Source organism: Corynebacterium sp., assembly GCF_030532195.1.
Lineage (GTDB): Bacteria > Actinomycetota > Actinomycetes > Mycobacteriales > Mycobacteriaceae > Corynebacterium.
The window spans coordinates 157,061-180,788 of sequence record NZ_JAUNLP010000004.1 but is presented as its reverse complement, the minus strand read 5'-3'; the positions used below and the strand labels follow the sequence as shown (position 1 = coordinate 180,788).

The window sequence follows — 23,728 nt, the reverse complement described above, 5'->3', positions numbered from 1 at the left end:
AGCTGCTAGCGTCAGTGAAATTTTGATGGCGGTATCGAAGCTCGCCTGCACAAACTACGTGGGTGGAACATTTCCAGACATGATGACACGGCCAGCCGAGTCGTCCCATGTGAAGGTGGCATAGGTTTCCCCTGAACGATTCGCAACACCTTCACCCGGTTTTTGATAGTAGTAAGTGACGTCGATTTTGTGGTCGTTCGCACGCGTCACGGTTGGCCAGAATCCATAAGCTTCTGCGGTAGTGGTACCCAGATATTCGCCGTAATGAAAAAGCATAATCTGGAACGGCGACGAGGCCGTACCATGATGGATTGTCACTACTACCCATGACAAGGGCTTACACGCATCATAAGTTGTGGTGTCCGCGGAGCCCGAATCCCAATCCCAGCGGGTGGGTTGTACTGTGGCGATATTCTAACGCACAGCCTGATTACCGTTTGTATTACCGCAGCCGGTGGGGTCGGATTCTGATGAGTTGGGCTCCTGATTGAGATAGCGCGGATTGCTCATATCGGTGTCAGGTTTGCGATGCCCAATGTACGGTTTCACATTCGGTGGCAAGCTGGACTCTGAGGTCTGCACTGAAGAAACCGCGGATTCAGCACTATCCGACGTGCCGACAGATTCAGCATTATCCACCGAATTGCCAGTCGCAGCTGAATTGTTGTGGCTTGCTGCGCCAGATTGCGCATTGTTTTGACTAGCTTGCTCAGTTGCACATCCCGTTAATGCGAGACCAGCTGCGACAAGCAGAGGGACGAGTCGTCTCATAGTCCAATCTTCCGTCCGTAGTAAACGCGAAGGTGCCAGATGGAGTTCAAGGTCACGAGCATTCCCGCGGTGTGAAAGATGACAAAACTAACTAGGAAACCAAGAACTGAAGCACGCTCAATACTTGCGAATAACCCTTCGCTGGAACCGCCCCTGTCAAAAACTAAATAGCCCAACAAGACAAGCCATCCCAACAAAATGAGCATCCAGCCAATTAGCCACATGAGTGATTCGGTACGCTTGCGATTTGGGGAAACTGCCAAAGAGCGCAGGTCAAAGCCGGTTGGATTCGGTGCTCCTGAAGTGGACTGAGAGGACGGTGCGTGCGCAGCCGTAGGCGAATATCCCGAATAGCCAACGCTGTGTGACGGTGACTGCTGGCTAACAGGCCCATGTACATCCGACTCAGCCCACGACATGTTTGTCGGAGTGGACGCTCTATGGGATGCCGAAGAATTGCTCGTCGTGACGCCCGAAGTCGTCGCCTCGTGGCGGCTGACTGATGTGGTTGATTGCGGCTTACGGGCCGTGGTGTCCGAAAATGTGCCATCAGCAAAAGCTCGGAAGCGACCAATAGTGATTTCTGGGCTCGTTGGATCAGCGAGAGCCTTATCGTATGCCACGCGGCGTGTGTCATCTTCAAATAGTTTGCGAGCCGTTTTCAACCGATCCAGATCAGCTACGTTGCCGGACGGCGTAGCGGCTAGACGCTCGTCCAAAATTTTGGTGATTTTCCCAGACTCCAGCGAACGGTCTAATCCGAGATCTTCGTAAATGTCGTAATGAGCCATGTTGTTCCTTTCAGTTAGCGTTGCTAGCAGGGACTGTTGTAGTCCGCGACCCGCTGTAACTTGCGCACTTGACCTTCGCCGCGGGCTTCAGCGGCACATGCTCCGGCGAGATCATCCCCGTAGTCGATGTAGATGGGATAGACGGTCATTCCGTCAGCCTTTGCGCGAAATGCATCACATGTTCCGGGATACGTGGATATTGAGCCGGGGTGCGCATCGAGGCTCTCATTCACTGGGTCATATGGTTCTTCGCCTGGTGCAACCAATACGGAATCGACAATCAAGGCGTAGCTGTCTCCGTCGCATTTTGCCCACGGCAGCCAATCACCATCAGGTCCATAACGCCCCCAATTGTCATCAGAGGTTGAGTTTGTGGATGAGTCTTCGTCAGTCGTTGGTAAATCCTGATGACACAGAAGAGTTTTCTGATACATCAGGTCTCTTAGCTCGATAGGCGCCTTTACATCAGCTAACTTATCTCGGTCATAACATTCTCCCCGCGCCCCATCGGAGTGGTAACCGTCACTTTCGTACGTGCCCCACGCATCCCCCATCCAATAGAGCAGGTCGATATGATCTGTGCCGTAGTCGCCGAGTAACGCCCACTGCCCATCACAAAAATGAGCTACGGGGCTATGCATTCCAGAGTTACTTTTTGCCTGTTCACAGGATCCCTTGCTGGTGGTCGGCTGTTCTTCACGTTGACGCGTCGCCTCTTCTGAGGACGTATTGTCCCCAGAGTCAGTTGTGCGGGCCACGTTTGAAGGAACCGTTGGAGTCGGCTGCTGCGAGGCTTGCTCATCAGATGAAGAATTACGTTGACCGAGATACCAGCCACCGCCACCCAAAACCGCAAGTACAGCAATAACCGCAACTGCGATTAGCACCTTCTTTGTCGAAGACTGGTTGGTCTTCGGCGTTCCTCGGCCGGTGCCATTGTCGCCGATAACGCCTTCACCATTGGTACCTTCGCCACGACTAGATGAGTTCTCCGATTCGCCCCACTGGTCGCGGTAGCCCCATTGATCAGACGGGTCCATCAATTCTCCTATTCGTTTCTGTGCGCAAGACGCGGCAAATCTGCTACCCGTAATGATTGCGCCATAAACGTTACGTCACCTATATCGACATCGGGGCTGATACAGCAGATTTAGAACAGGCCTGTTAAGCTTAAACCACAAACATTACATATTTTTGAGTTTGTTTGGGATACCATATCTGCCTGCGAATCCTGCATATCCCCTGTAAACCACACACCTTGGCGTTCGGACGCGAGTTTCGTGGGACGCTTCACCACTGGGCGATAATCCAAACAACAACGCCCCGTGATTAGGGGATGATAAGGAGACTCATTGGATACTCCACGTAACACCGCACGTGAAATCAACGCTGCCGAGCTAATTGGCACGCACAATCGGCTAACAATCTCCCCCGACTTATTAAGGGAAATCGCAACCGAACTAGGCTATGCCGACCACCCTGCTTTCGATGGAGACTCCCCAGCTGCCACGACAGGCTACTTCGACATTGCGGATATTCTTGAGCTCCTTACGCGCGCGAAACTCAGCGAATTTCGAATGGTTAATTCCTCAGCACAAGCTCAAGAAGCGCGAATTGCAAACGAGGTATTGAAGAAAATCTTCTCGGGCAACTACATGACGCGCAAGGAAGTCCATGACAAACTGCCATCCGAAACAGTCGTATTGTTCAAAATGGGACCGCCTCGCCTGTGGGGATATGCCGTTAGACAACGCGCTCCAAAACGTGCGGAGGAAGTCATTCCATCGTCGTTTCACAAGGATGTGACTGGCCCCTACACCGATGCCCAAGAGGCCTGGTTGGGCGCCAATGTTGTCGACGCTGCCAACGTCGAAGAGCTCACCACGATTGTTGATGATGTACCGGTAGACGAAGACCGCTACCAGCGACTGCGTCTGGGAATGGCACTGTCAGATTCCTATGACCAAGTATGGAGTTCAGCGCGCGGTCACTGGCGCCTCAGCCCCGAAACCCGCTACATCATCCCCTCCCGCTACGGGTGGTGCCCTTATGTTTTTCGTGTCGCCGACGATGGCTGGCGCCGTGATGAGTTTGATAATGGCGTGGACAGATATATGGCCACACACGGCTTCTACATTGATTACGCGAATAACAGGCTCATTGAGCTTGGTAAGCCGGATCCCAATAATGCATGGCGCCCTCACCTGCAAGTATCGAAGCAGCCGCCCACTGACCGCGACTTGGAAATTGCAGGCACCGTCGCCAACTCAGTCATCGCACTGGGCGCACAGCAACGAAATCCCGTAATCAGATTGCGCCAGCGCGGTCGCCGCCTTTTCTAGGCAGCTGCCACAACCACCAAGACAACAAAAACCGCCGAGATGGCAATAAGCATCTCGGCGGTCGTTTGCTCACTTCGAGCTACACACCTCTGCGGCTGGTTCCCAGCCTCAGCCGGGGACTAGTGGAAGAAGTGGCGAGTACCAGTCATGTACATGGTGATGCCAGCTTCCTTGGCAGCAGCGATGACCTCTTCGTCACGGATGGAGCCACCTGGCTGAACCACTGCCTTCACACCAGCATCGATGAGAACTTGCAGGCCGTCAGCAAATGGGAAAAAGGCATCGGATGCAGCGTAGGCACCCTTAGTACGGTTCTTACCGTCGGCAAGCGTATTTGCGCGTTCGACTGCGAGCTTTGCGGAGTCCACGCGGTTGACCTGGCCCATACCGACGCCGACGGTGGCGTTGTCCTTGGCCAGCAGGATGGCGTTGGACTTCACGGCACGGACAGAGCGCCATGCGAACTCGAGCTCAGCGAGCTCATCGGCGGACAGAGCCTCGCCGGTGGCAAGCTTCCAGTTCTCCGGATTGTCGCCTTCTGCCTGGTAGGTATCCGGGTCCTGAGTGAGCAGACCGCCGGAGATGAACTTATTCTCGGTGGTCGGTGCTTCGTACTCGGCGACGAGGATGCGCAGGTTCTTCTTAGTCTTCAGGATCTCGATTGCGCCGTCTTCGTAGGACGGAGCGACGATGACCTCGGTGAAGATGTCCTTGACCTGCTCGGCCATCTCAACGGAGACCTCGCGGTTGACGGCGATGACGCCACCGAATGCGGACATCGGGTCACATGCGTGAGCAGCGCGGTGAGCTGCAGCGATGGACTCGTCGGAGACAGCGATACCGCACGGGTTAGCGTGCTTGATGATGGCCACGCACGGACGCTCGTGGTCCCAGGCGGCACGCCATGCGGCGTCGGCGTCCTGGTAGTTGTTGTAGGACATCTCCTTGCCGTTGAGCTGCTTGGCGTTTGCCAGGCCCTTGGAGCCAATGCGGGTCAGAGTTGCTTTCTGGTGGGAGTTCTCGCCGTAGCGCAGCGGGGTGACCTTATCGGTATCCTCACCGAGCTGCTCAACAAACCAGTTGGACACAGCTGCGTCGTAATCCGCGGTGTGCAGGAATGCGTCGCGTGCCAGCTCCTTGCGCTGCTGGAGGGTAAAACCACCCTCCTTCACAGCAGCGGTGACATCGTTGTAGCGAGCCGGGTCGACGACGATGGCAACCGACGGATGGTTCTTCGCTGCAGCGCGAACCATGGACGGGCCTCCGATGTCGATCTGCTCAACGCACTCGTCGTAGGTAGCGCCCGATGCGACGGTCTCGCGGAACGGGTACAGGTTAACGACAACAAGCTGGAAGGCCTCAACACCGAGCTCCTTCAGCTGAGCCAGGTGGTCTTCCTTGCGAGTATCAGCCAGAATGCCGGCGTGAACACGCGGGTGCAGCGTCTTAACACGACCTTCAAGACACTCCGGGAAACCGGTGAGGTCCTCAACCGGGGTGACCGGGACACCGGCTGCAGAAATCTTGCCCGCGGTGGAACCGGTGGAAACGATTTCTACGCCAGCCTCGTGCAAGTTGCGAGCCAGCTCCTCGAGCCCAGTCTTGTCGTAGACACTAATCAAAGCGCGCTTGATGGGTTTACGCTGCGTGCTGTCGTTGGTCATTTCAGATAAGCCTTTCGTCCGTCACGCTCAATTCCGTGATCGGCAATCGAGTGCAATACATCAACCAGGAGTCGGCGTTCGACAACCTTGATTCGTTCGTGCAGGGTCTCCACCGTGTCGTCGTCTTCGACGGCCACTGGCTGCTGCGCCAGAATCGGCCCGGTGTCCACTCCATTATCAACTATATGCACGGTCGTGCCGGTGACTTTCACCCCGTAGTCAAGCGCATCCGGTACTGCATGCGCTCCGGGGAAGGACGGCAGCAGCGCTGGGTGCGTATTGATGATGCGATTCTTGTAGGCATCCACAAAGGACGGCCCGAGAATGCGCATGAAACCCGCCGAGACAACGATGTCCGGCGAAAAGCTATTTACGGCCTCCAAAACACGAGCATCCCAGCCCTGCCGGTCCTTCTTCGCCTCTTCGTCGAAGGAAACCTGGAAGGTTGGGATGCTTAGCTTTTGAGCCCTTTCTAGTGCCGGACAATCCTTGTCCGACCCGACCGCGACAATCTGAACCTTGTCCTTATCGAGCAACTCCAACATCGATTGCAGCAGCGAGCCCACACCGGAGGCGAGGACCACGATGCGAATCTGCTGGTTAGCGGAATTATTGTGCGGAAAATCTGCGACGGGCTGTGCTTCAGTCACGGCGTTTAGCATACCTAGCCACTCATGGAGCCCAAATTCCGGACCCCTAAGTTGTGGCTAACTGTCTTTGCTTTCTTCCTCGCTTTGCGACGGTTCGTTGTCCGCCTCTTCCTCATCCTGGTCGCCCTCAGATGTCGACACCACTTCCCCGTCGACCACCTCCTCCGGTTCCTCCTCGGTACCTTCGGAGTTATCGGCGGAATCATCCTCGGCGGAATCATCCTCGGTGGCAGCACCCTGTTCAGTCTTCGGCGGGAACTTCTCAGCACGAACCTTTGGCACCTGCTGGTAGCCACCAGCCGACGGCAGTCCAGTCATTGCCACCACCACGATGGCTCCCGGCACGACCAACCACATCGAGCCCAGCAGCCCTGTCAACCACCACGATGCACCGGCCCAGCCGAAGACTCCGACCTCGCCACCCATCAGCCACGCCAGAGCCATGAGGAACAGCGCTGACCACACCGCAGCGACGACCACGACCAGGTACGGCCGTTTGGCCGTGGTGGACTTCAGGAACTTCACCACGCGCCACACTGCAACCGCGGCTGGCAGCACAATCAGCACACCAAAAGCCCAGTGCTGCAGCGACTGTGGCATCGCGGCAAGAATCGGCAGCGGCGGCAGCTGCGCTGGGTGGACCGCAAAGAGCCCCACTTCAGCAGGACCAAAGGACGAATGACCACCGACCAGCACGCCGAGCGCACCGAACGCAATGTTCGGCACGTACAACAGCGACAAGCCAGTTACCGCAATGGCATCACCAGTGGTGTCGGTAATGGCATAGGTCTGCGACAGCAGCTCGTAATGCCAAATCAGTGACGCCACGGTTACTACTGCGCCGACCAGCCACAGCCAAGCAACATAGCTGCCGGCCAGGCGTGCCGACCCCAGCAGCCACTCCGGCAGTCGACGACGCACCAGCAGTGCGCGGATTAGTCGCTGCCCCATGCCCAGCACCAGCGCAACCAGATTGACTAGCAGGCTGGCTGCAATCGCAAGACCGAAACTTGGTGTTTGAACGCGGGGAAACACCTTGGATGCGTCGTAAAGCATGAGCCACGCGATGATGGTGAGCACCACCGGCGTTAACAGATAGGCGCCGACCAGCGCACGGACGTCCTTGATGCTGATGCGGTCGGCGACCTCGCGACGCACGCGCCACGCGATGAATCCGACCATCAGCACCGCCGGCAGCGCAGGCGTTAGCCCCAACGTCGTGCCGTTGAAGCGGAACGGTGCGAGGTTGAACATCATCCACAGCGACGCGATGCTTGCGGGCAGCGGCGACATGCCCGCGCCGCTGACGATGACGCCAATCAGCGCCACCGAGATGATGAACAGCAGTACGACACCGTACGACCCCAGCACCGACAGCCCGAACCGACGCACGCGCGGCGAGTTCATGAAACGGCTGATACCGGGCAGCGCGCTCATGCGTGACGACGTCCCGGAGCCCTTTGCCCCCGTCCTTCCAGAAGCAGCTCGGCTACTCCCCGACCCTTTCGAGCCAGTTGCAGCCCCCTGACTGGGTTGTGAATTCTGCCATGCACGAGCTGCCCGTCCGCTGCCCCGGCTACGGGTGCTGCTGGCGGCGCCTGCACCAGTGCCGGTGCGACTTCGCCGGTTTCGATCGCTACCGGAGGTGCCCCTTCGAGAGTCCGCGCCTTTCACAGTGACATTGTCCTTCCCAAGACTGGTCGTGCAAGCCGTTACTAAAGCTATATCGCCATATAGTGCCATATATACAGCGGTGAATAGTTTTCCCAGTAGTTTCCCGTCACCGCGTTCGGAACCGTTTTCCGTATCATCTGGAGGATGGGGTGGATGACGGGGTGGATGACGGCGAAATTCTTCGCAATATATTCGCAATATATTTCAGTGCCCCTATTATCTGGGGCCACTTGCTCTGAAGCCCTATATAACCTCATATAGAAAGGCATTAGCGTCATTCACTGCTCACTGTGAAACTCAGCCGACCCGGCCAAACAGCCACCGCCCTGTGAACAAAAGGTAACCAAACGGTAAACCATATTCACAATTTTAAGTTGCCACCGGTATATAGAACCGTTATTATCTACGGAAGTTGCATAACAGTTGGATTACAAAAGCTTGATGTCGGGGAGAATGAAGTGACGTTTTTCAATGCTCGTCGCGGAGGCGGCAAGCACCGCAAGGTAGAGGTGTCCGCAACTTCACGTGCGGCACTGGTCGCACTTTCTGCGTCCACTATCGCCTCTTCCAACGCCGTCGCCCACGCAGCAGAGAACGACGACAAGGCACCGGAGCACTCCGCTTCTACTCAGACGCGCGCTGCCCAGCCGAAGGACAATGCACCTATGGTGCTGGCCTCCAGCGCTTTCAACCCGAACACCAACCTGAGCACTCAGCTGGCTACCGCGCTGCAGTACAACCAGGAACGCATTGCTCGCGACCTGGCTGCTCGCGCACCGAAGCTGTCCATTCCAACCGTCGGTGTGTTCACCTCTCCCTTTGCGGCACGCTGGGGCACATTCCACTACGGCGTTGACATTGCCAACGTCACCAACACTCCAATCATGTCCGTGATGGACGGCACTGTTATCGATGCCGGCCCGGCTCAGGGCTACGGTCAGTGGATTCGTGTCCGCCACGATGACGGTTCCGTGTCCGTGTACGGCCACATCGAGTCCATCTACGTCGCTGTTGGCGAGGCTGTTCGCGCTGGCCAAGTCATTGCTGGCATGGGCAACCGCGGTTTCTCCACCGGCACTCACCTGCACTTTGAAATCCACCCAGATGGCACCACCCCGGTTGACCCGGTGGCATGGTTCCTCGAGCGCGGTCTGAGCATCAACTAAATCACGCAACAAATTGCCAGTGTTTATGGCACTTTCGGCTTGAATTTCGCCGCTATAGTGCCATAAACACTGGCAGTTTCTTTTTCTCTGCAAGCGTGACGACCACTAAGTGCAACTAGATTCCGCAAAACTGCCGCGCGTTGAACGATTCGGCCTTTACTCTTGGTTCATGGCCGAAACTAAAACTCTGCAACTGTGGAAGAAGATGGCTGCGACTCCGGTCGTCGGCAAGCGTCTCTTCTCCTTCAGTGCGTCGATGGTGGCACCGTATTTCCGCACGATCCGTCCTCGCCGGGAGACGATGCAGCCTGGTCTTGCCGTGGCGCATATGTCCGCTCGGTGGGGCGTGCGCAACCACATCAAGACCGTGCACGCCATTGCTGCGTGCAATCTCGCGGAGTTTGCCATGGGCATGCTGTGCGAGGCCAGTGTGCCGACCTCGCACCGCTGGGTGCCCAAGGGCATGACGACGAACTATAGGCGGATTTCCGTCGGCGGGCTCACGGCAGTGGCCAAGGCGGAGCTGCCGGACTTTTCCGCAATCACGCCAGAAACCGGTGGTGTCGATTTCCCCGTGCACATCACGCTGACGGATGAAGAGGGCACGGAGGTCCAAGACGTCACAATCAACTGTTGGGTAACGGCGAAGAAGCCTAAGAAATAAGGCTCGCTCCGCCTCCCCTCTTTCCTGACATGCGGCTTAGAGCTTTTCCATCGGCACTCCGCCGATGAGCATCATGCGCACCTTGCCCGCGGAGCCGAAGTCAATCATGGCAGTAGCCCGCGGTGCCACACCCTGGACCTCCAGCACGGTGCCCAGGCCGTACTTGTCATGGACAACTTTGTCTCCCGGCTCCAAGTGCAAGACCTGGTTCTTCTTCCTCGATGCTGCCCCAAAACCGGCGCTGGATCCGAAGCCCGCCGAGCCATGGCCACGACCAAACGCGCTGCCAGCACCAGCCCCGTAACCGCTGGAACCGATAGAGCTGCCCGAGCCCCAGGCCCTGGTCGGGCCTTCCCGGAGCCAATCGATCAAATCACTTGGGATTTCTCCCAGGAACCGTGATGGCGGATTGTTCTGTGGCGAGCCCCACGAGGAACGCATCACCGCACGCGTTAAGTACAGCTGCTTGCGGGCGCGGGTAATGCCCACATACGCCAGGCGCCGCTCTTCCGCGAGCTCCTTCGGGTCTCCCAGAGCACGCAGGTGCGGGAAGAGGCCGTCTTCCCAACCAGTGAGGAACACGACTGGAAACTCCAGGCCCTTAGCGGTGTGGAGGGTCATCAGCGTCACCACACCAGTGTCATCGTCCGGAATCTGGTCAGCATCAGCCACCAGCGAGACTCGCTCCAGGAAAGCCTGCAGGCTGCCGGGTTCTGCTTCGCCATCGTTGGCAAAGTCCTCGGAGAAATCACGGGCAATCTCACCAGCGGCCGCGGCTTCAACCTCAGAATCAGTCTCTGCCCCGTCTGCGTCGTCATCGACATCGGCGCTGATATCAATCGAGGACATCATGCGTGCCTCGGCAGAGAATTCACGAGCAACGCTGACCAGCTCATTCAGGTTATCCAGGCGGGTGGCATCCTGCGGATCATTGGAGTTTTCCAACGAAGCCTTGTACCCGCTGCGGTCAATAATCGCATTGACTAGGTCACCGATATCGGCCAGATCTCCGGACTTCATGTCCGCCGCCAGCGTGTCGATCAATTCCACAAACGCAGCCATCGAATTTCGACTGCGCGCAGCCACTGCCGGAACCTTGCCCTCGGCCGCAGCGCGCAAAGCAGTGCCGAAAGAGCAACGCTCATCTTCGGCATACAGGGAAACATGTCCCACCGCTCGGTCTCCGATACCACGGCGCGGAGTATTGATGATGCGCCGCAGCGACACGTCATCATTGAAGTTCTCAATTACCCGCAGGTAGGCGACAATATCGCGGACTTCCTTGCGCTCATAGAACCGTGTGCCACCGACCACCGTATACGGCACGCCCATGCGAATGAAAACATCTTCCAAGGCACGTGAAGAGTTGTTCGTGCGGTAGAAAATCGCAATATCCGAGTAGGAATACGGACCATAGTCCACCAACTGCTCAATCTCGTTGGCGATAAATCGGGCCTCATCATGCTCGTTATCAGCCACATAACCCTTGATCTTGCCGCCTTCACCAAGATCAGTCCACAGCTTCTTTTCCCGGCGGTTTTCATTGCGGGAAATCAGCGCGTTGGCCGCCGACAAAATCGTCTGCGTCGACCGGTAATTCTGCTCCAGCAAAATCGACGTCGCATCTGGGTAGTCCTTCTCAAACTCCTCAATATTGCGAATCGTCGCACCACGGAACGCATAAATCGACTGGTCCGAATCACCCACAACGCACAGCTCACTCGGAGGCACCGCACCACCGGGCTTGCCGACGAGTGCCGAGACCAAAACATACTGCGCATGGTTAGTGTCCTGGTACTCATCCACCAGCACATGGCGGAAACGACGACGGTAGTACTCGGCCACTTGCGGATGGTTGGTGAAGATACGGACTACCTCGCCGATGAGATCATCAAAGTCAACGGCATTCGCAGCCCGCAGGCGCGTCTGGTACTCCAGGTAGACGCGTGCGACAACATCATCAAAGGGGTTCCGCGTCGTCGATGCATCAGCAATAGCCCGCTCCGGATCAATCAACTCATTTTTCAAGTTGGAAATCCGCGACGACAGCACCCGCCCGGTGAACTTCTTGCCGTCCAGATCCATGTCCTTGGCGATCATGGCCAGCAGGCGACGGGAATCATCGGAATCATAGATGGAAAAGTTGGAATTGAGCCCCGGCACCAGTGCATGCTGCATACGCAAGATGCGCACACACATGGAGTGGAACGTGGAGACCCACATGCGCCGCGCCTGGCCCCCAACCAAACCGGCCACACGCTCACGCATCTCAGCGGCAGCCTTATTGGTAAAGGTAATGGCCAAAATCTGGCTGGGCAGCACGCCGCGCGCACCAATCAAATACGCAATCCTGCGCGTGAGCACAGCCGTCTTGCCCGACCCCGCACCTGCGACGATGAGCAGTGGCGAACCAATGTGTTCCACCGCCTGCCGCTGTTGCGGGTTTAGCCCCTCCAGCAGACCTTCGGCATCAAAGCCAGCATCCGGCCCAGCGCCCATCCCGCCGAAGCCGACGTTACTACCAGTGCCAGCCCGGCCATCACCAGCCCGACCATCATCTGCGTTGAAAGACCCGAACAGCATTCCAGTTTCATTTCCCATGATGGCTTCTACAGTAGCGGAGCCCGCGGATTGGATTGGCGGCGTCCTTTGGCACAATAGGACACATGAGCGAAAACCCTGCGGACACTCCCACCGCACCCCCTGGCACTTCTGACCATGAGACTGTGCACAGCCAGCAGGCTGAGGCCGTGTCTCCTTTCGAAGTTCGCACTCCCACCGGCACTGATGATCCACTCAGCTCGGCTGAAATCGAGCAGTACCGCAAGGAAATTAACCGCTTAGATGGACTGATTATTGATGCCATCAAGCGCCGCACAGCTATCAGTAAGGCCGTCGGCAAGACCCGTCTCGGTTCGGGAGGCACTCGTCTGGTTCACGGCCGTGAGGTTCAAATCATCAACGAGTTCCGCGACGAGCTCGGCCCCGAGGGCCCGGCAATCGCCTCCGCACTGCTGCGGATGGGACGCGGACGCCTCGGCTAATTCGCCGGAGTAATCCGGAATCGTCCGGATAAATTAGGCCTCCAGGGAAATCAGCTTCTCCTCCAGGAACTCATCGATTCCCGAGAAGCCACCCTCACGGCCCAGGCCCGACTGCTTTACACCACCAAATGGAGCAGACGGATCCGACAGCGAGCCCTTATTAACCGCAACCATGCCGGATTCCAAGGCCTCGGCCGCACCGAGCGCCTTGGTGAGGTTCTCGCTGAAGACATAAGCAGCCAGCCCAAAGATCGTGTCATTGGCCTGCTTAATTGCCTCATCATCATCGGTGAAGGTCACAACTGGCACGACCGGACCGAAGATCTCTTCGCGGACAATATCCGCATCTGCGGGCACATCGGTCAGAACCGTGGGTTCGAAGAAGTAGCCGTCGGAAAGCGCGCCTCCCAAATCCGGGATGCCGCCGCCGACCTCGACCTTGGCGCCGCGCTCAACGGCATCGTTGACCAGGTCACGCACCTTTTCCTGCTGATCGCGCAGCGCCAGTGGCCCCAGATTCGTGGCTGGATCAGTGCCCTCGCCGAGCTTCAGCTCCTTAAAGCGCTTGACGACGCCCTCGACGAACGCGTCCTTCTTGGATTCATGGACAATAAAGCGATTCGGGGCGATACACACCTGACCGCCATTGCGGAGCTTGGCATCCACGACTGCCTGGACGGCCTTGTCCACGTCGCCATCGGAAAGAATGACAAATGGTGCGTTACCGCCGAGCTCTAGAGAGACCTTCATCGACGTCTCGGCGGCCTTGGCTGCAAGCATCTGGCCGACCTCGGTGGAGCCGGTGAACGTGAACTTGCGAACGCGGTCATCGGAAAGCAGTGCGGAAATATTGGACGAATGCCCCGTCGGCAGCACGGAGATAACGCCTGCGGGAACACCGGCCTCGACAAGCAGTTTGCCCAAGTAAAGCATGGTCAGCGGGGTCTTGGAGGCGGGCTTGATAATCACTGGGCAACCAGCGGCCAGCGCCGGTGCAATCTTGCGAGCACCCATTGCCAGCGGGAAGTTCCACGGAGTAATGGCCAGAACCGGACCGACCGGCTGACGGATAACGGCCACACGCGACGTGCCGGCCGGGGCAATGCGGTAATCACCGGAAATACGCACGGCTTCCTCGGCAAACCAGCGGAAGAATTCCCCACCGTAGGACACCTCACCCTTGGAATCCGGGAGCGCACGGCCCATCTCCAGCGACTGGAGCTTGGTCAACTTGTCAGTGTCGCGGCGAATTAGCTCAAACGCGCGGTAGAGAATCTCACTGCGCTTTCGCGGCGAAGTGGCCTTCCACTCGTCCTGGGCGGCAACGGCGTCGTCAAGCGCCTGGCGAGCATCGTCCTCCGTGGCTGATGCGACTGTGACCAGCGGCTTGCCGGTTGCGGGGTTAATAACGTCGAAGGTCTCACCATTGGAGGCCTCGCGGAACTTACCGCCGAGCAGTAGGCCAGTGGGAACGTCTTTCAGAATTTCTTGGTATTCGGCAGTTAATTCACTCATACATCCCAGGCTAGGCGTGATTGGTGATGTCGGCTAGGGAGGATTGTGATTTGTATCAATCTTGGCGCTCCTTCGGCTCCGGCAAGGGCTGCCCCGGCGAGAGCGCCAAAACGCAACTAGGCTTGTGCGTATCAAGTGCTTTCGACCAACCTGGGGAGCAGGAATGACTGTAGATATCACCGGAACCGAGCAGTGGGCAAAGCTCATTAAGCGCGTTGACAGCGTACGCGGAGTCAACTTGCGCAAGCTCTTTGAAACTGAGGAAGGTCGCACCGACAAGCTGACCTTCGACGCCGGAAATCTCCACGTTGATTTATCCAAGAACCTGATGTGCTTGGACGGCTTCGCAGAGTTGGTTGAGCTCGCACGCGCTGCTGGTATTGAAGAGGCCCGCGACAAGATGTTCCGCGGTGACAAAATCAATATCACCGAAAATCGCTCGGTTTTGCACACTGCCCTGCGCCTGCCGGCGGAGGAGAACCTGGTCGTCGATGACCAGGATGTTGCTGCCGATGTGCACGAGGTGCTCGGTCGCATGCGTGACTTCGCCCGCAGCCTGCGCAGTGGTGACTGGTTGGGCTACACCGGCCACACCATTAAGACCGTGGTCAACATCGGTATCGGAGGCTCCGACCTGGGCCCGGCAATGGTGACCAAAGCGCTGCGCACCTACGCCACCGCTGGCATCGAGGCTCGCTTTGTCTCCAACGTCGACCCGTCTGACCTGCAGGCTGTGCTGGATGAGGTCGATCCGGAGTCCACACTCTTTATCGTCGCGTCCAAGACCTTCACCACGCAGGAAACGCTGTCCAACGCTCATGCTGCCCGCCGCTGGCTCATTGAGCAGCTCGGCAGCGAGGATGCCGTCGCCAAGCACTTCGTCGCGGTTTCCACCAACGCTGAAAAGGTCGCGGAGTTCGGCATCGACACCGAGAACATGTTCGGTTTCTGGGACTGGGTCGGCGGCCGCTACTCCGTCGATTCCGCCATCGGCCTGTCCATCATGGCCGTCGTCGGTCCGATGGACTTCATGCGTTTCCTCCAGGGCTTCCGCGCGATGGATGAGCACTTCCTCAACGCACCGCTGGAGGAAAACGTCCCGGTCCTGATGGGCATGCTCAACGTCTGGTACTCCAACTTCCTGGATGCCCAATCGCACGCCGTCCTGCCCTACTCGGAGGATCTCTCCCGCTTCCCGGCGTATCTTCAGCAGCTCACCATGGAATCGAACGGCAAGTCCGTGCGTGTCGACGGCAAGAGGGTTGACTACAACACTGGAGAAATTTTCTGGGGTGAGCCGGGAACTAACGGTCAGCACGCATTTTTCCAGCTCCTCCACCAGGGCACTCGCCTGGTTCCGGCCGACTTCATTGGCTTTGCTCGCCCACGCCAAGATCTGCCGACGGCTTCCGGCGAAGGCTCCATGCACGACCTGCTGATGAGTAACTTCTTCGCCCAGACCAAGGTTCTTGCTTTCGGTAAGACCGCCGACGAGATTCGTGCGGAAGGTATCCCGGAGGAACTCGTTGAGCACAAGGTCATGCCGGGCAACCGTCCGACCACGACCATCCTGGCTGAGGAGCTAACCCCGGACGCAATTGGTGCGCTGATTGCACTCTACGAGCACATCACCTTCGTTGAGGGCGTTGTCTGGGGCCTGAACTCCTTCGATCAATGGGGTGTGGAGCTGGGCAAGCAGCAGGCAGGTGATTTACTGCCGGCCGTCACCGGCGAGGTCGCCCCTGATTCTGGCGATGCCTCCACCGATGCCCTGCTGACCTGGTACCGCGACAAGCGCTAAACCATCAAGCACTAGGCCATCTGGGCCAGGTCGCCCACGGCAACTACACTGAGCAACTAAAAAGTCCGCCACCGGCTTCTCGCCGGCGGCGGACTTTTGTTACTTGTATGGCTTCTTGGCTACTTTTTGGCGGTGAATCCTGGTTTCCAGGTGCCCAGGAGCAGAGGCTAAATCTTGACCGCGTAGCCGTCAGCGCGATAGCCCTTGACAATCTCCTTGCCGAACGGGAAGCAGGTAACCGGAATCATCTTGATGTTGGCTACCGCCAGCGGCAGGCCAACGATGGTGACAGCCTGAGCTGCCGCGGTGGTGATGTGGCCGATTGCCAGCCACAGGCCAGCGACAACGAACCACACCGCATTCATCAGACCGGCGCCCAACTTGCCCAACGCGCCCTGACGCGGGTGAGCAACAACTGTGCGGCCAAACGGCCACAGAGCGTAGGCCGCCATGCGGAACGACGCCACACCAGCGGGGATAGTGACAATGAAAATGCAGGCAATAATGCCAAAGAAAATGTAGCCCAAGGCTAGCCACAGGCCACCGAACAACAACCAAATGATATTCAGCAACTTCTTCATGCCACCCAAGTGTAGTCCGGTTCTCATGCCCCTGCCCGAAGTGACAATTGCCACACTCAGGTTTTGGCGCGGCAGACCGTCGTAAAGCGGATAGAATTTTAGCCCGGCGAGTATTGCCAAAACCGCATAGTATTTAAGACATGTCTGCCTACATTGAAGATGATGTTCTTGCTTACCGCCTTGCAGTGGGAGCTAGCGAAATTCTAAAGGGTGTTCGCAACGTAGGTCTGCTGCGTGGCCGCATCTTGGGTGATGCTGGCGATGCGCTGGCACAGGAGTGGATTTCCCGCGTGCTGGAGCAGCACCGTCCGGACGATGGTCTGCTGTCGGAAGAAGCCGCTGACAACCGCGAACGCCTTGACAGCAAGCGTGTGTGGATTATTGACCCGCTCGACGGCACTCGTGAATTTGCCTCTGGTCGCCAGGACTGGGCTGTACACGTGGCGCTGGTAGAGGATGGAAAGCCGACTCACGCGGCTGTTGGCCTGCCGGACCTGGGCCAAGTCTTCCACACTGGTGAGGCCAAGGCAGTGCAGGGCCCGCACTCGGGCAAGTTGGTGGTCTCTCGTACTCGCCCGCCGGCTGTTGCGAAGTTCGTCGCGGACAAGCTCGGCCTGGAGCTGGTGGAAATGGGCTCGGCGGGCGCGAAGGCCATGCACGTGCTGCTGGGTGACTACGATGCCTATATTCATGACGGTGGCCAGTACGAGTGGGACTCGGCAGCTCCTGTTGGTGTGGCACAGTCTGCGGGACTGCACGTCAGCCGCCTGGACGGATCCGAGCCGACTTACAACAACGTCGACACTTTCATGCCGGATATGCTCTTCTGCCGTCCGGATATGGCTGAGGACATCCTGGCAGCGGTCAAGGAATTCAAGGACAACGAAAAGTAGAGGGACTAGTAAACTTCAAACGGCTATGACCGACTCGACTGACACCACTGCACAACATCATCAGGGCATTAAGACGCCGTACGAGGATTTGCTGCGCGAAATTCTCGCAGACGGCACCGCCAAGTCCGACCGCACCGGCACCGGTACGCGCTCGGTTTTTGGCCGCCAGCTGCGCTTTGACTTAAGCGAAGGCTTCCCGCTCATCACCACCAAAAAGGTGCACTTCAAGTCGATTGTGTACGAACTGTTGTGGTTCCTGCGCGGTGACTCCAACGTCCGCTGGCTGCAGGAGCACGGCGTGACTATTTGGGACGAATGGGCGGATGAAAATGGCGATCTCGGCCCGGTCTACGGCGTGCAGTGGCGCTCGTGGCCGACTCCGGACGGCAGCCACATTGACCAGATTGCGCAGGCGCTGGAGACTCTGAAGTCCAATCCAGATAGCCGCCGCAACATCGTCAGTGCCTGGAATGTCTCGGAGATTTCCAATATGGCGCTGCCACCGTGCCACCTTTTGTTCCAGTTCTACGTTGCCGACGGCAAGCTCAGCTGCCAGCTCTACCAGCGCAGCGCGGATATGTTCCTGGGCGTGCCGTTTAACATCGCCTCCTACGCGCTTTTGACTCATATGATGGCGCAGCAGGCGGGCTTGGAAGTCGGCGAATTCATCTGGACCGGCGGCGATTGCCACATCTACGACAACCACATTGAGCAGTGCAAACTGCAAGTTTCGCGTGAGCCGCGCCCCTACCCCACCCTGAAGCTGCGCAAGGCAGACAGCATCTTCGACTACGCTTACGAAGACATCGAGGTCATCGGCTACGACCCGCACCCGCTGATTCGTGGTCAGGTGGCTGTTTAAGTCATCGAAAGGTGAGTGTGCCCATGAGTGAGTCCACCGTTTCCTCCAGCCCGAGGCCCGCTTTTGTCGGCATGATTTGGGCACAGTCCCGCGACGGCATCATCGGCGATGGCTCCGATATGCCCTGGCACCTGCCCGAAGACCTCAAGCATTTCAAATCCACCACGATGGGCGCGCCGGTGATTATGGGCCGCCGCACATGGGATTCTCTGAACCCGAAATTCCGCCCGCTACCAGGACGGCGCAACATCGTCCTATCGCGTTCGCAGACGGACTTTCCCGGCGCTGAATCCGCCACCAACCTCCCGGACGCACTCGCCGCCGTCGCCGACGAGCCCGCGGCGTGGATCATTGGGGGCGGGCGCGTCTATCGTGACGCACTTTCGCTTGCCGACGAATGCGTCGTCACCGAAATCGATATCGATGTCACCGTGCCGGTGCCTGTCATGGCTCCAGATCTTTACGACTGGGTTCGTGTTGAAGATGGCCCATGGCAAACCTCAAAGAATGGTCTGCGTTACCGTTTCTGCACGTGGCACCGCCGCGCAGAATAGGTTTTGCAGGCGGTAACGCTAAACACCGCGTAACAGGTCGGAATATCGCTCCGAGGCTTCGCGTTGAACAAAGTATGACTGATGTGAAGACTCCGAAGACCACTGAACATGTGACCATTTACGCTGCATCCTGGTGCCCGTTCTGCCAGAATCTCATCGCTGGTCTGAAGGATAACGGCACGCCGTTTGAGGCTTGGGATGTAGAAAAGCACGAGGATCTTTCGAAGTGGGTTGAATCCGTCAATGACGGCAATCGCGTTGTCCCGACTGTTCTGTACTCCGATGGTGAGCACGCCACTAACCCATCGGTTGAGGAAGTAACCGCCAAGTACGCAGAGCTCTCCGGTAAGTAGGCCCGCCCACTGCGAAACGCGCACAGCCGAGACACAATACAAGTAAAAAGCCGAGCCCCGATGGCAATCGGGGCTCGGCTTTTCGCGCATAAGCAGCTGTACGCGTCAGATCAGAGACTAGTCCAGGTCGTCGTGTGCCATCAGCTGACGGGCTGCCTCCGTGATGGAGCCGGACAGCGACGGGTAGACGGAGAAGGAGCTTGCCAAGTCATCAACCGTGAGCTGGTTGGAGACACACACGGCAATCGGCAGAATGAGCTCCGATGCCGTCGGTGCGACAACAACACCGCCGATAATCATGCCGGAGTTCTTGCGGCAGAACAGCTTGACGAAGCCGTGGCGCAGCGAGCGCATCTTTGCACGCGGGTTACCTGCCAGCGGGAAGACCTCAACTCGTGCAGAGACTTCACCGGACTCAATCTGAGCCTGAGAAACACCGACAGTAGCAATCTCCGGGCGGGTGAACACTGCGGAGGCAACAGTGCGCAGGCGAATCGGGGAAACGCCCTCACCCAGCGCGTGGTACATCGCAATACGCCCCTGCATAGCGGCCACGGAGGCCAGCGGGAACAGGTCGGTGCAGTCGCCCGCAGCGTAGATACCCGGAACGTTAGTGCGGGAGACGCGGTCAACGTGAATGTGACCGGACGGGGTCAGCTCAACGCCGCTGGCCTCCAGCCCGATATCAGCGGTATTCGGGATGGAACCGACGGTCATCAGCGCGTGGGAACCAAAGACCTCACGGCCATCGGAGGTAACGACGCGCACACCGCCATCCTCAGTACGCTCGACCAGGTCACAGCGAGCATTCTTAACGACATCAACGCCGCGCTCCAGCAGCACTTCTTCCAGTGCGTCAGCTGCGTCTGCGTCCTCATGCGGCAGGATGCGGTCACGGGATGCGACCATGGTGACCTTGACACCCAGCTCAGTGAAGGAGGAGACGAACTCAGCACCGGTAACACCGGAACCGACAACAATGAGGTGCTCCGGCAGCTCTTCCAGGTCGTAGACCTGGCGCCAGGTCAAAATACGCTCACCGTCCGGGATAGCGCCCGGCAGAATACGGGGCGACGCACCGGTACACACCAGCACCAGATCGGCCTCGAGTGTAATTTCGCCGCCTTCTAGCAGGTCAACGGTGACGTAGTGAGTGACAAGTCCCGGATCCGAGTCATCGAGGCGTCCACGGCCCTGCAGCATCTTGATACCTTCGCGCTCCATCTGAGCACGAACGTCGTCGGACTGTTGCTGTGCCAGACGCTTCACTCGTTCATTGACTGCCGTAAAGTCAATCTTGCGCTGCGAGAAGTCCGGGCGCAGACCCATCTCGTCCGCACGCCGCATATCGGTACGAACGCCGGTTGCGGCGATGAAGGCCTTAGAGGGAACGCAATCCCACAGAACGGAAGAACCGCCCATTCCGGCATCCTCAACCACAGTGACTTCAGCACCGTACTTAGCGCCGACCAAAGCTGCCTCGTAGCCGGCCGGGCCGCCGCCGATGATTACGATCCTCTTCGCCACAAATCCTCCAAAGTTGCCAGGGATATCACAAATATTTACTGCGGGAGATGGTTTCCCCGCTTTGCCCCCATAGTCTAACGGACAGTCATGCTTGGCTGCGCGTCGTCTTCATAGCGTGCGACGATGCCGGCGAACAGTTTTACACCGACGCCCAGGCAGCGCTCGTCCACAATGAGGTCATCGCGGTGCAGATCATGCTTTTCACCACGCCCGGACCAGCATCCCAGACGCGCCATAGCTCCCGGTACATGTTCGAGGTACCACCCGAAGTCCTCGCCGCCGGAGGACTGAGGAGCCTGCGTCACTGCGTTTTCATCCACACGGCGCACAGTTTCCGCAATGAGGGCGGTGCAGTATTCGTCGTTAAGCACGGGCGGCACGCCTCGTTCGTATTTGATGGTGTAGTCGGCACCTGTGGGAGCGAGGACCTGGCCGATGAGTTCGCGGACGAGCGGATCGATCTCACGCCACGTCGTAATGTCCGCGGTGCGCAAAGTACCGGCAACGGAGCCTTCCGACGGAATCGCGTTGTGAGCATAACCGGAGTGGACGGAGCCGAATGTCAAGACGGTGCCGGTGCGCGGATCGACGCGTCGCGACAACAGACCTGGTAGATCAGTGATCAGCTTGCCCAGTGCGTACACGATATCGACGGTCATCTGTGGCCGTGAAGTGTGCCCGCCAGGACCGGTGAGTTGGATATCCAGAGTGTCCGTGGCAGAGGTAATCGCACCTGTGCGCACGCCTACGTGGCCAACACGCAACTTCGGTTCGCAGTGGACTGCAAAGATGCGTTCCACGCCCTTGAGCGCGCCCGCGGCAATGACCTCTGGTGCGCCGCCGACCATGACTTCTTCAGCGGGCTGGAAGATAAAGCGCAGCGGAGTCGGTAGCGGGTGCTTTTCGCGGTATTCAGCCATCGCCAGCGCAGTGGCCAGCGTGATAGTGGTGTGGAAGTCATGGCCGCAAGCGTGCATGACACCGTCGTTGGTGCTGGCAAACTCTAGCCCGGTGGCTTCAGTGATGGGAAGCGCGTCCATGTCGCCACGGAACGCCAGGCGCCCTGGCCGTTCACCGCCGACTTCGTTGTCGGCGAGCTCATCTTCACCGATGTCGACCATGAGACCGGTATTGGGGAATAGCACCGGCTCAAGTCCGGCGGCGCGCAGCTTCTCTTCCACAAACGCCGTGGTGGCGTGTTCCATATGTGATAGTTCCGGATGCGCGTGCAGGTGCCGCCGCCACTGAATGATCTCATTCGCGTGCTCGGCCCACCAGTGCTTAATAAACTCCTCAATCACAACTATCAAGTGTAGGCATTTGCGGTATTGAGCGTGTCAGAGGGCTCTGCAACAGAAACGTGCATGTTGTTTACTTGCGTAACATTGGCCACTTTAATTGCCAGATGTTTCACATTGGGCCGATTTTTGTCATGATAAGAACCATGTCCGGCAACGCCTCGTCCAAATCACTGACCATCCCCATCATCATCGCTGCTACGGCACTGGTAATTGTTATCGGCATCGCCATTGGTCTGTCACTGAGCAATGATGATGAACCGAAGCGCCCTGAGGTCCCCTCCTCCGCTCCGGCGACCTCATCTTCTACGCAGTCGTCACAGCCGTCGTCGCAGTCCTCGACCAGCAAGACGACAACCACCACGACGACTACGACGAGCTCGCGGGAGACGTCGTCAAGCACGACCAGTAGCTCTTCGACGCCGTCGTCGTCGACCTCTACGTCGTCCAAGAAGCCGACGACTACTTCGTCGAGCTCCACGACGACCTCGACTACAGAGCCAGTTCCTTCAGGACAGGACTTCGGTACCGGACGCGGTGACCTCGACGGTTTGGGCTTTGTCGGTAGCTCCGCGCGCTGCGATTCGGGCGACCGTGCGTTTGCCGTAGTCGCTGCGGAAGAAGGCATTAAGGCCACTGCGTGTGAGACGCGTTCGGGCGAGAAGTACTACCGCTCCGACTCGCCACAGGGCGCGATGTCGACCGAAGTCATCGTCGACGAGGGCGACCGCGTAGTGGCCCGCAATGGCTCATACAAGTACCAGATGTCCCCCGACGGCCTTCTGGTGACCAAGGACAATGAGGTCATCAAGAAGTACGCCGCCGAGGCTTGGGGCACTGCGTAGAATCTTCTGACCTTAAAGGTCGATATTGCGGGGGCCGTAGAGACGGTCGCCCGCATCTCCCAGACCCGGCACGATGTAGGCATCTTCGTTGAGATCCGGGTCAATCACTGTGGTGACGAGGCGCACCGGCAGACCGGAGTTCTCAAGGGCATCAACGCCCTGCTGAGCCGAGATAATGCACACGGCCGTGATATTGTCCGCACCGCGGTCTACCAGCAACTTCAGTGCGTGCAGCAGAGAGCCGCCGGTTGCCAGCATCGGGTCGACCAGGAACACATTGCGTCCCGACAGGTCCTGCGGCAGAGCCTCCAAGTATGGAACCGGCTCATGCGTTTCCTCATTACGAGCAAGCCCGATGAAGCCGACCTGCGCGTCCGGAATCATCGACAGCGCTGGATCGACCATACCCAGCCCGGCGCGAATCACCGGCACGATAATCGGCGGATCCTGCAGACGACGGCCCTCTGCAGTGGTGATTGGGGTCTTGACATCGAATTTTTCAACGGGCAGCTCGCGGCTAGCCTCATAGATCAGCATGGCGCCCAGGTCAGCGAGTGCCGCACGGAAGCCCGCATTGTCAGTGCGCTCATCGCGCAGGATGGTCAAACGTGACTGTGCCAAGGGATGGTTGACAACGGTAATCTCCATAGCTTCCAAAATACATTGGTTCCGCCCACGCATTTTTGCGCTGGCACGCCTGGGGGAACTTTCGCTAAAAAGAATGGAACCGAAT

At 58.1% G+C, this 23,728-nt stretch carries 23 protein-coding genes; 10 read left to right on the top strand and 13 right to left on the bottom strand.

Annotation, left to right across the window (positions count from 1 at the left end; all coding sequences use genetic code 11):
* Positions 1-54: 54 nt before the first annotated feature.
* The 4 genes from Q4E11_RS06220 to Q4E11_RS06205 are packed head-to-tail and all read right to left on the bottom strand — an operon-like array spanning position 55 to position 2,602.
* Positions 55-411, bottom strand: a complete 357-nt coding sequence (locus Q4E11_RS06220; RefSeq protein ID WP_303164578.1) for an LppP/LprE family lipoprotein — start codon at positions 409-411, stop codon at positions 55-57.
* Positions 412-414: 3 nt separating this feature from the next.
* Positions 415-771, bottom strand: coding sequence for a hypothetical protein (locus tag Q4E11_RS06215; protein ID WP_303164467.1), 357 nt, complete (start codon positions 769-771; stop codon positions 415-417).
* A complete protein-coding gene (locus Q4E11_RS06210; RefSeq protein WP_303164465.1) occupies positions 768-1,562 on the bottom strand; it encodes a hypothetical protein in 795 nt (264 codons plus the stop codon). Before Q4E11_RS06210 ends, Q4E11_RS06215 begins: the two co-directional genes overlap by 4 nt.
* Positions 1,563-1,585: 23 nt before the next feature.
* The gene (locus tag Q4E11_RS06205; protein ID WP_303164463.1) at positions 1,586-2,602 is read right to left on the bottom strand and encodes a hypothetical protein; all 1,017 of its coding nucleotides are present in this window, start codon (positions 2,600-2,602) and stop codon (positions 1,586-1,588) included.
* Between the two features lie 312 nt (positions 2,603-2,914).
* Between Q4E11_RS06205 and Q4E11_RS06200 the strand changes: the two genes are divergently transcribed.
* Positions 2,915-3,904, top strand: a complete 990-nt coding sequence (locus Q4E11_RS06200; protein ID WP_303164460.1) for a hypothetical protein — start codon at positions 2,915-2,917, stop codon at positions 3,902-3,904.
* 119 nt (positions 3,905-4,023) lie between these two features.
* Here Q4E11_RS06200 and purH read toward each other — a convergent pair whose 3' ends face one another.
* Genes purH through Q4E11_RS06185 form a run of 3 tightly spaced genes read right to left on the bottom strand, consistent with a single transcriptional unit; the run spans position 4,024 to position 7,655 of the window.
* Entirely contained in the window at positions 4,024-5,568 is a 1,545-nt protein-coding gene (gene purH, locus Q4E11_RS06195; protein ID WP_303164458.1) for a bifunctional phosphoribosylaminoimidazolecarboxamide formyltransferase/IMP cyclohydrolase, read from the bottom strand.
* Positions 5,565-6,218, bottom strand: coding sequence for a phosphoribosylglycinamide formyltransferase (gene purN / locus Q4E11_RS06190; RefSeq protein WP_303164456.1), 654 nt, complete (start codon positions 6,216-6,218; stop codon positions 5,565-5,567). Before purN ends, purH begins: the two co-directional genes overlap by 4 nt.
* Before the next feature lie 57 nt (positions 6,219-6,275).
* Entirely contained in the window at positions 6,276-7,655 is a 1,380-nt protein-coding gene (locus Q4E11_RS06185) for a DUF6350 family protein (protein WP_303164454.1), read from the bottom strand.
* Positions 7,656-8,350: 695 nt separating this feature from the next.
* Here Q4E11_RS06185 and Q4E11_RS06180 point away from each other — a divergent pair.
* Together Q4E11_RS06180 and Q4E11_RS06175 are read left to right on the top strand one after the other, a co-directional pair.
* Positions 8,351-9,058 carry a M23 family metallopeptidase gene (locus tag Q4E11_RS06180; RefSeq protein WP_303164452.1) on the top strand — a complete coding sequence of 236 codons (708 nt, stop codon included), beginning with the start codon at positions 8,351-8,353 and terminating at the stop codon, positions 9,056-9,058.
* Positions 9,059-9,227: 169 nt separating this feature from the next.
* Positions 9,228-9,722 carry a hotdog fold domain-containing protein gene (locus tag Q4E11_RS06175; RefSeq protein WP_303164449.1) on the top strand — a complete coding sequence of 165 codons (495 nt, stop codon included), beginning with the start codon at positions 9,228-9,230 and terminating at the stop codon, positions 9,720-9,722.
* A 36-nt stretch (positions 9,723-9,758) separates the two neighbouring features.
* On the opposite strand, the gene Q4E11_RS06170 is transcribed toward Q4E11_RS06175, so the two are convergent.
* Positions 9,759-12,221, bottom strand: a complete 2,463-nt coding sequence (locus tag Q4E11_RS06170; RefSeq protein WP_303164577.1) for a UvrD-helicase domain-containing protein — start codon at positions 12,219-12,221, stop codon at positions 9,759-9,761.
* Positions 12,222-12,388: 167 nt separating this feature from the next.
* Here Q4E11_RS06170 and Q4E11_RS06165 point away from each other — a divergent pair, with 167 nt between their 5' ends.
* Positions 12,389-12,766, top strand: a complete 378-nt coding sequence (locus tag Q4E11_RS06165) for a chorismate mutase (protein ID WP_303164447.1) — start codon at positions 12,389-12,391, stop codon at positions 12,764-12,766.
* Positions 12,767-12,799: 33 nt separating this feature from the next.
* On the opposite strand, the gene Q4E11_RS06160 is transcribed toward Q4E11_RS06165, so the two are convergent.
* Positions 12,800-14,281, bottom strand: a complete 1,482-nt coding sequence (locus tag Q4E11_RS06160; RefSeq protein WP_303164445.1) for an NAD-dependent succinate-semialdehyde dehydrogenase — start codon at positions 14,279-14,281, stop codon at positions 12,800-12,802.
* A gap of 163 nt (positions 14,282-14,444) precedes the next feature.
* On the opposite strand from Q4E11_RS06160, the gene pgi reads away from it, so the two are divergent.
* Positions 14,445-16,082: a glucose-6-phosphate isomerase gene (pgi, locus tag Q4E11_RS06155; RefSeq protein WP_303164442.1), complete on the top strand. Its 1,638-nt coding sequence runs from the start codon at positions 14,445-14,447 to the stop codon at positions 16,080-16,082.
* A 167-nt stretch (positions 16,083-16,249) separates the two neighbouring features.
* Here pgi and Q4E11_RS06150 read toward each other — a convergent pair whose 3' ends face one another.
* Entirely contained in the window at positions 16,250-16,663 is a 414-nt protein-coding gene (locus Q4E11_RS06150; protein ID WP_303164440.1) for a YccF domain-containing protein, read from the bottom strand.
* A 140-nt stretch (positions 16,664-16,803) separates the two neighbouring features.
* Between Q4E11_RS06150 and Q4E11_RS06145 the strand changes: the two genes are divergently transcribed.
* The 4 genes from Q4E11_RS06145 (at position 16,804) to Q4E11_RS06130 (ending at position 19,325) form a co-directional block, all read left to right on the top strand.
* Positions 16,804-17,556 carry a 3'(2'),5'-bisphosphate nucleotidase CysQ gene (locus tag Q4E11_RS06145; RefSeq protein ID WP_303164439.1) on the top strand — a complete coding sequence of 251 codons (753 nt, stop codon included), beginning with the start codon at positions 16,804-16,806 and terminating at the stop codon, positions 17,554-17,556.
* A 25-nt stretch (positions 17,557-17,581) separates the two neighbouring features.
* A complete protein-coding gene (locus tag Q4E11_RS06140) occupies positions 17,582-18,418 on the top strand; it encodes a thymidylate synthase (protein ID WP_303164438.1) in 837 nt (278 codons plus the stop codon).
* Between the two features lie 23 nt (positions 18,419-18,441).
* Positions 18,442-18,972 (top strand): dihydrofolate reductase, encoded by a 531-nt coding sequence (locus Q4E11_RS06135; protein WP_303164437.1) that lies wholly within the window; start codon positions 18,442-18,444, stop codon positions 18,970-18,972.
* Positions 18,973-19,046: 74 nt separating this feature from the next.
* Entirely contained in the window at positions 19,047-19,325 is a 279-nt protein-coding gene (locus Q4E11_RS06130; RefSeq protein ID WP_303164435.1) for a mycoredoxin, read from the top strand.
* 117 nt (positions 19,326-19,442) lie between these two features.
* Here the strand turns inward: Q4E11_RS06130 and Q4E11_RS06125 are convergent, their stop codons facing one another.
* The gene (locus Q4E11_RS06125) at positions 19,443-20,852 is read right to left on the bottom strand and encodes an NAD(P)H-quinone dehydrogenase (protein WP_303164434.1); all 1,410 of its coding nucleotides are present in this window, start codon (positions 20,850-20,852) and stop codon (positions 19,443-19,445) included.
* A 74-nt stretch (positions 20,853-20,926) separates the two neighbouring features.
* On the bottom strand, positions 20,927-22,153 hold the full coding sequence (locus tag Q4E11_RS06120) for an amidohydrolase (RefSeq protein ID WP_303164432.1): 1,227 nt from the start codon (positions 22,151-22,153) through the stop codon (positions 20,927-20,929).
* A 143-nt stretch (positions 22,154-22,296) separates the two neighbouring features.
* Between Q4E11_RS06120 and Q4E11_RS06115 the strand changes: the two genes are divergently transcribed.
* Positions 22,297-22,995 (top strand): hypothetical protein, encoded by a 699-nt coding sequence (locus tag Q4E11_RS06115; RefSeq protein WP_303164430.1) that lies wholly within the window; start codon positions 22,297-22,299, stop codon positions 22,993-22,995.
* Positions 22,996-23,007: 12 nt separating this feature from the next.
* Here Q4E11_RS06115 and upp read toward each other — a convergent pair whose 3' ends face one another.
* Positions 23,008-23,643: a uracil phosphoribosyltransferase gene (gene upp, locus Q4E11_RS06110; RefSeq protein ID WP_303164429.1), complete on the bottom strand. Its 636-nt coding sequence runs from the start codon at positions 23,641-23,643 to the stop codon at positions 23,008-23,010.
* Positions 23,644-23,728 lie beyond the last annotated feature (85 nt).

What these genes read in the sequence shown, in the direction of transcription:
- Q4E11_RS06210 (WP_303164465.1), bottom strand. Translation starts at nt 1,562, where the DNA reads ATGGCTCATTACGACATTTACGAAGATCTCGGATTAGACCGTTCGCTG.
- upp (WP_303164429.1), bottom strand. Translation starts at nt 23,643, where the DNA reads ATGGAGATTACCGTTGTCAACCATCCCTTGGCACAGTCACGTTTGACC.
- Q4E11_RS06140 (WP_303164438.1), top strand. Translation starts at nt 17,582, where the DNA reads ATGACCGACTCGACTGACACCACTGCACAACATCATCAGGGCATTAAG.
- Q4E11_RS06175 (WP_303164449.1), top strand. Translation starts at nt 9,228, where the DNA reads ATGGCCGAAACTAAAACTCTGCAACTGTGGAAGAAGATGGCTGCGACT.
- pgi (WP_303164442.1), top strand. Translation starts at nt 14,445, where the DNA reads ATGACTGTAGATATCACCGGAACCGAGCAGTGGGCAAAGCTCATTAAG.
- Q4E11_RS06150 (WP_303164440.1), bottom strand. Translation starts at nt 16,663, where the DNA reads ATGAAGAAGTTGCTGAATATCATTTGGTTGTTGTTCGGTGGCCTGTGG.
- Q4E11_RS06165 (WP_303164447.1), top strand. Translation starts at nt 12,389, where the DNA reads ATGAGCGAAAACCCTGCGGACACTCCCACCGCACCCCCTGGCACTTCT.
- Q4E11_RS06215 (WP_303164467.1), bottom strand. Translation starts at nt 771, where the DNA reads ATGAGACGACTCGTCCCTCTGCTTGTCGCAGCTGGTCTCGCATTAACG.
- Q4E11_RS06170 (WP_303164577.1), bottom strand. Translation starts at nt 12,221, where the DNA reads ATGGGCGCTGGGCCGGATGCTGGCTTTGATGCCGAAGGTCTGCTGGAG.
- Q4E11_RS06185 (WP_303164454.1), bottom strand. Translation starts at nt 7,655, where the DNA reads ATGAGCGCGCTGCCCGGTATCAGCCGTTTCATGAACTCGCCGCGCGTG.
- Q4E11_RS06205 (WP_303164463.1), bottom strand. Translation starts at nt 2,602, where the DNA reads ATGGACCCGTCTGATCAATGGGGCTACCGCGACCAGTGGGGCGAATCG.
- purH (WP_303164458.1), bottom strand. Translation starts at nt 5,568, where the DNA reads ATGACCAACGACAGCACGCAGCGTAAACCCATCAAGCGCGCTTTGATT.
- Q4E11_RS06160 (WP_303164445.1), bottom strand. Translation starts at nt 14,281, where the DNA reads ATGAGTGAATTAACTGCCGAATACCAAGAAATTCTGAAAGACGTTCCC.
- Q4E11_RS06145 (WP_303164439.1), top strand. Translation starts at nt 16,804, where the DNA reads ATGTCTGCCTACATTGAAGATGATGTTCTTGCTTACCGCCTTGCAGTG.
- Q4E11_RS06130 (WP_303164435.1), top strand. Translation starts at nt 19,047, where the DNA reads ATGACTGATGTGAAGACTCCGAAGACCACTGAACATGTGACCATTTAC.
- Q4E11_RS06135 (WP_303164437.1), top strand. Translation starts at nt 18,442, where the DNA reads ATGAGTGAGTCCACCGTTTCCTCCAGCCCGAGGCCCGCTTTTGTCGGC.
- Q4E11_RS06115 (WP_303164430.1), top strand. Translation starts at nt 22,297, where the DNA reads ATGTCCGGCAACGCCTCGTCCAAATCACTGACCATCCCCATCATCATC.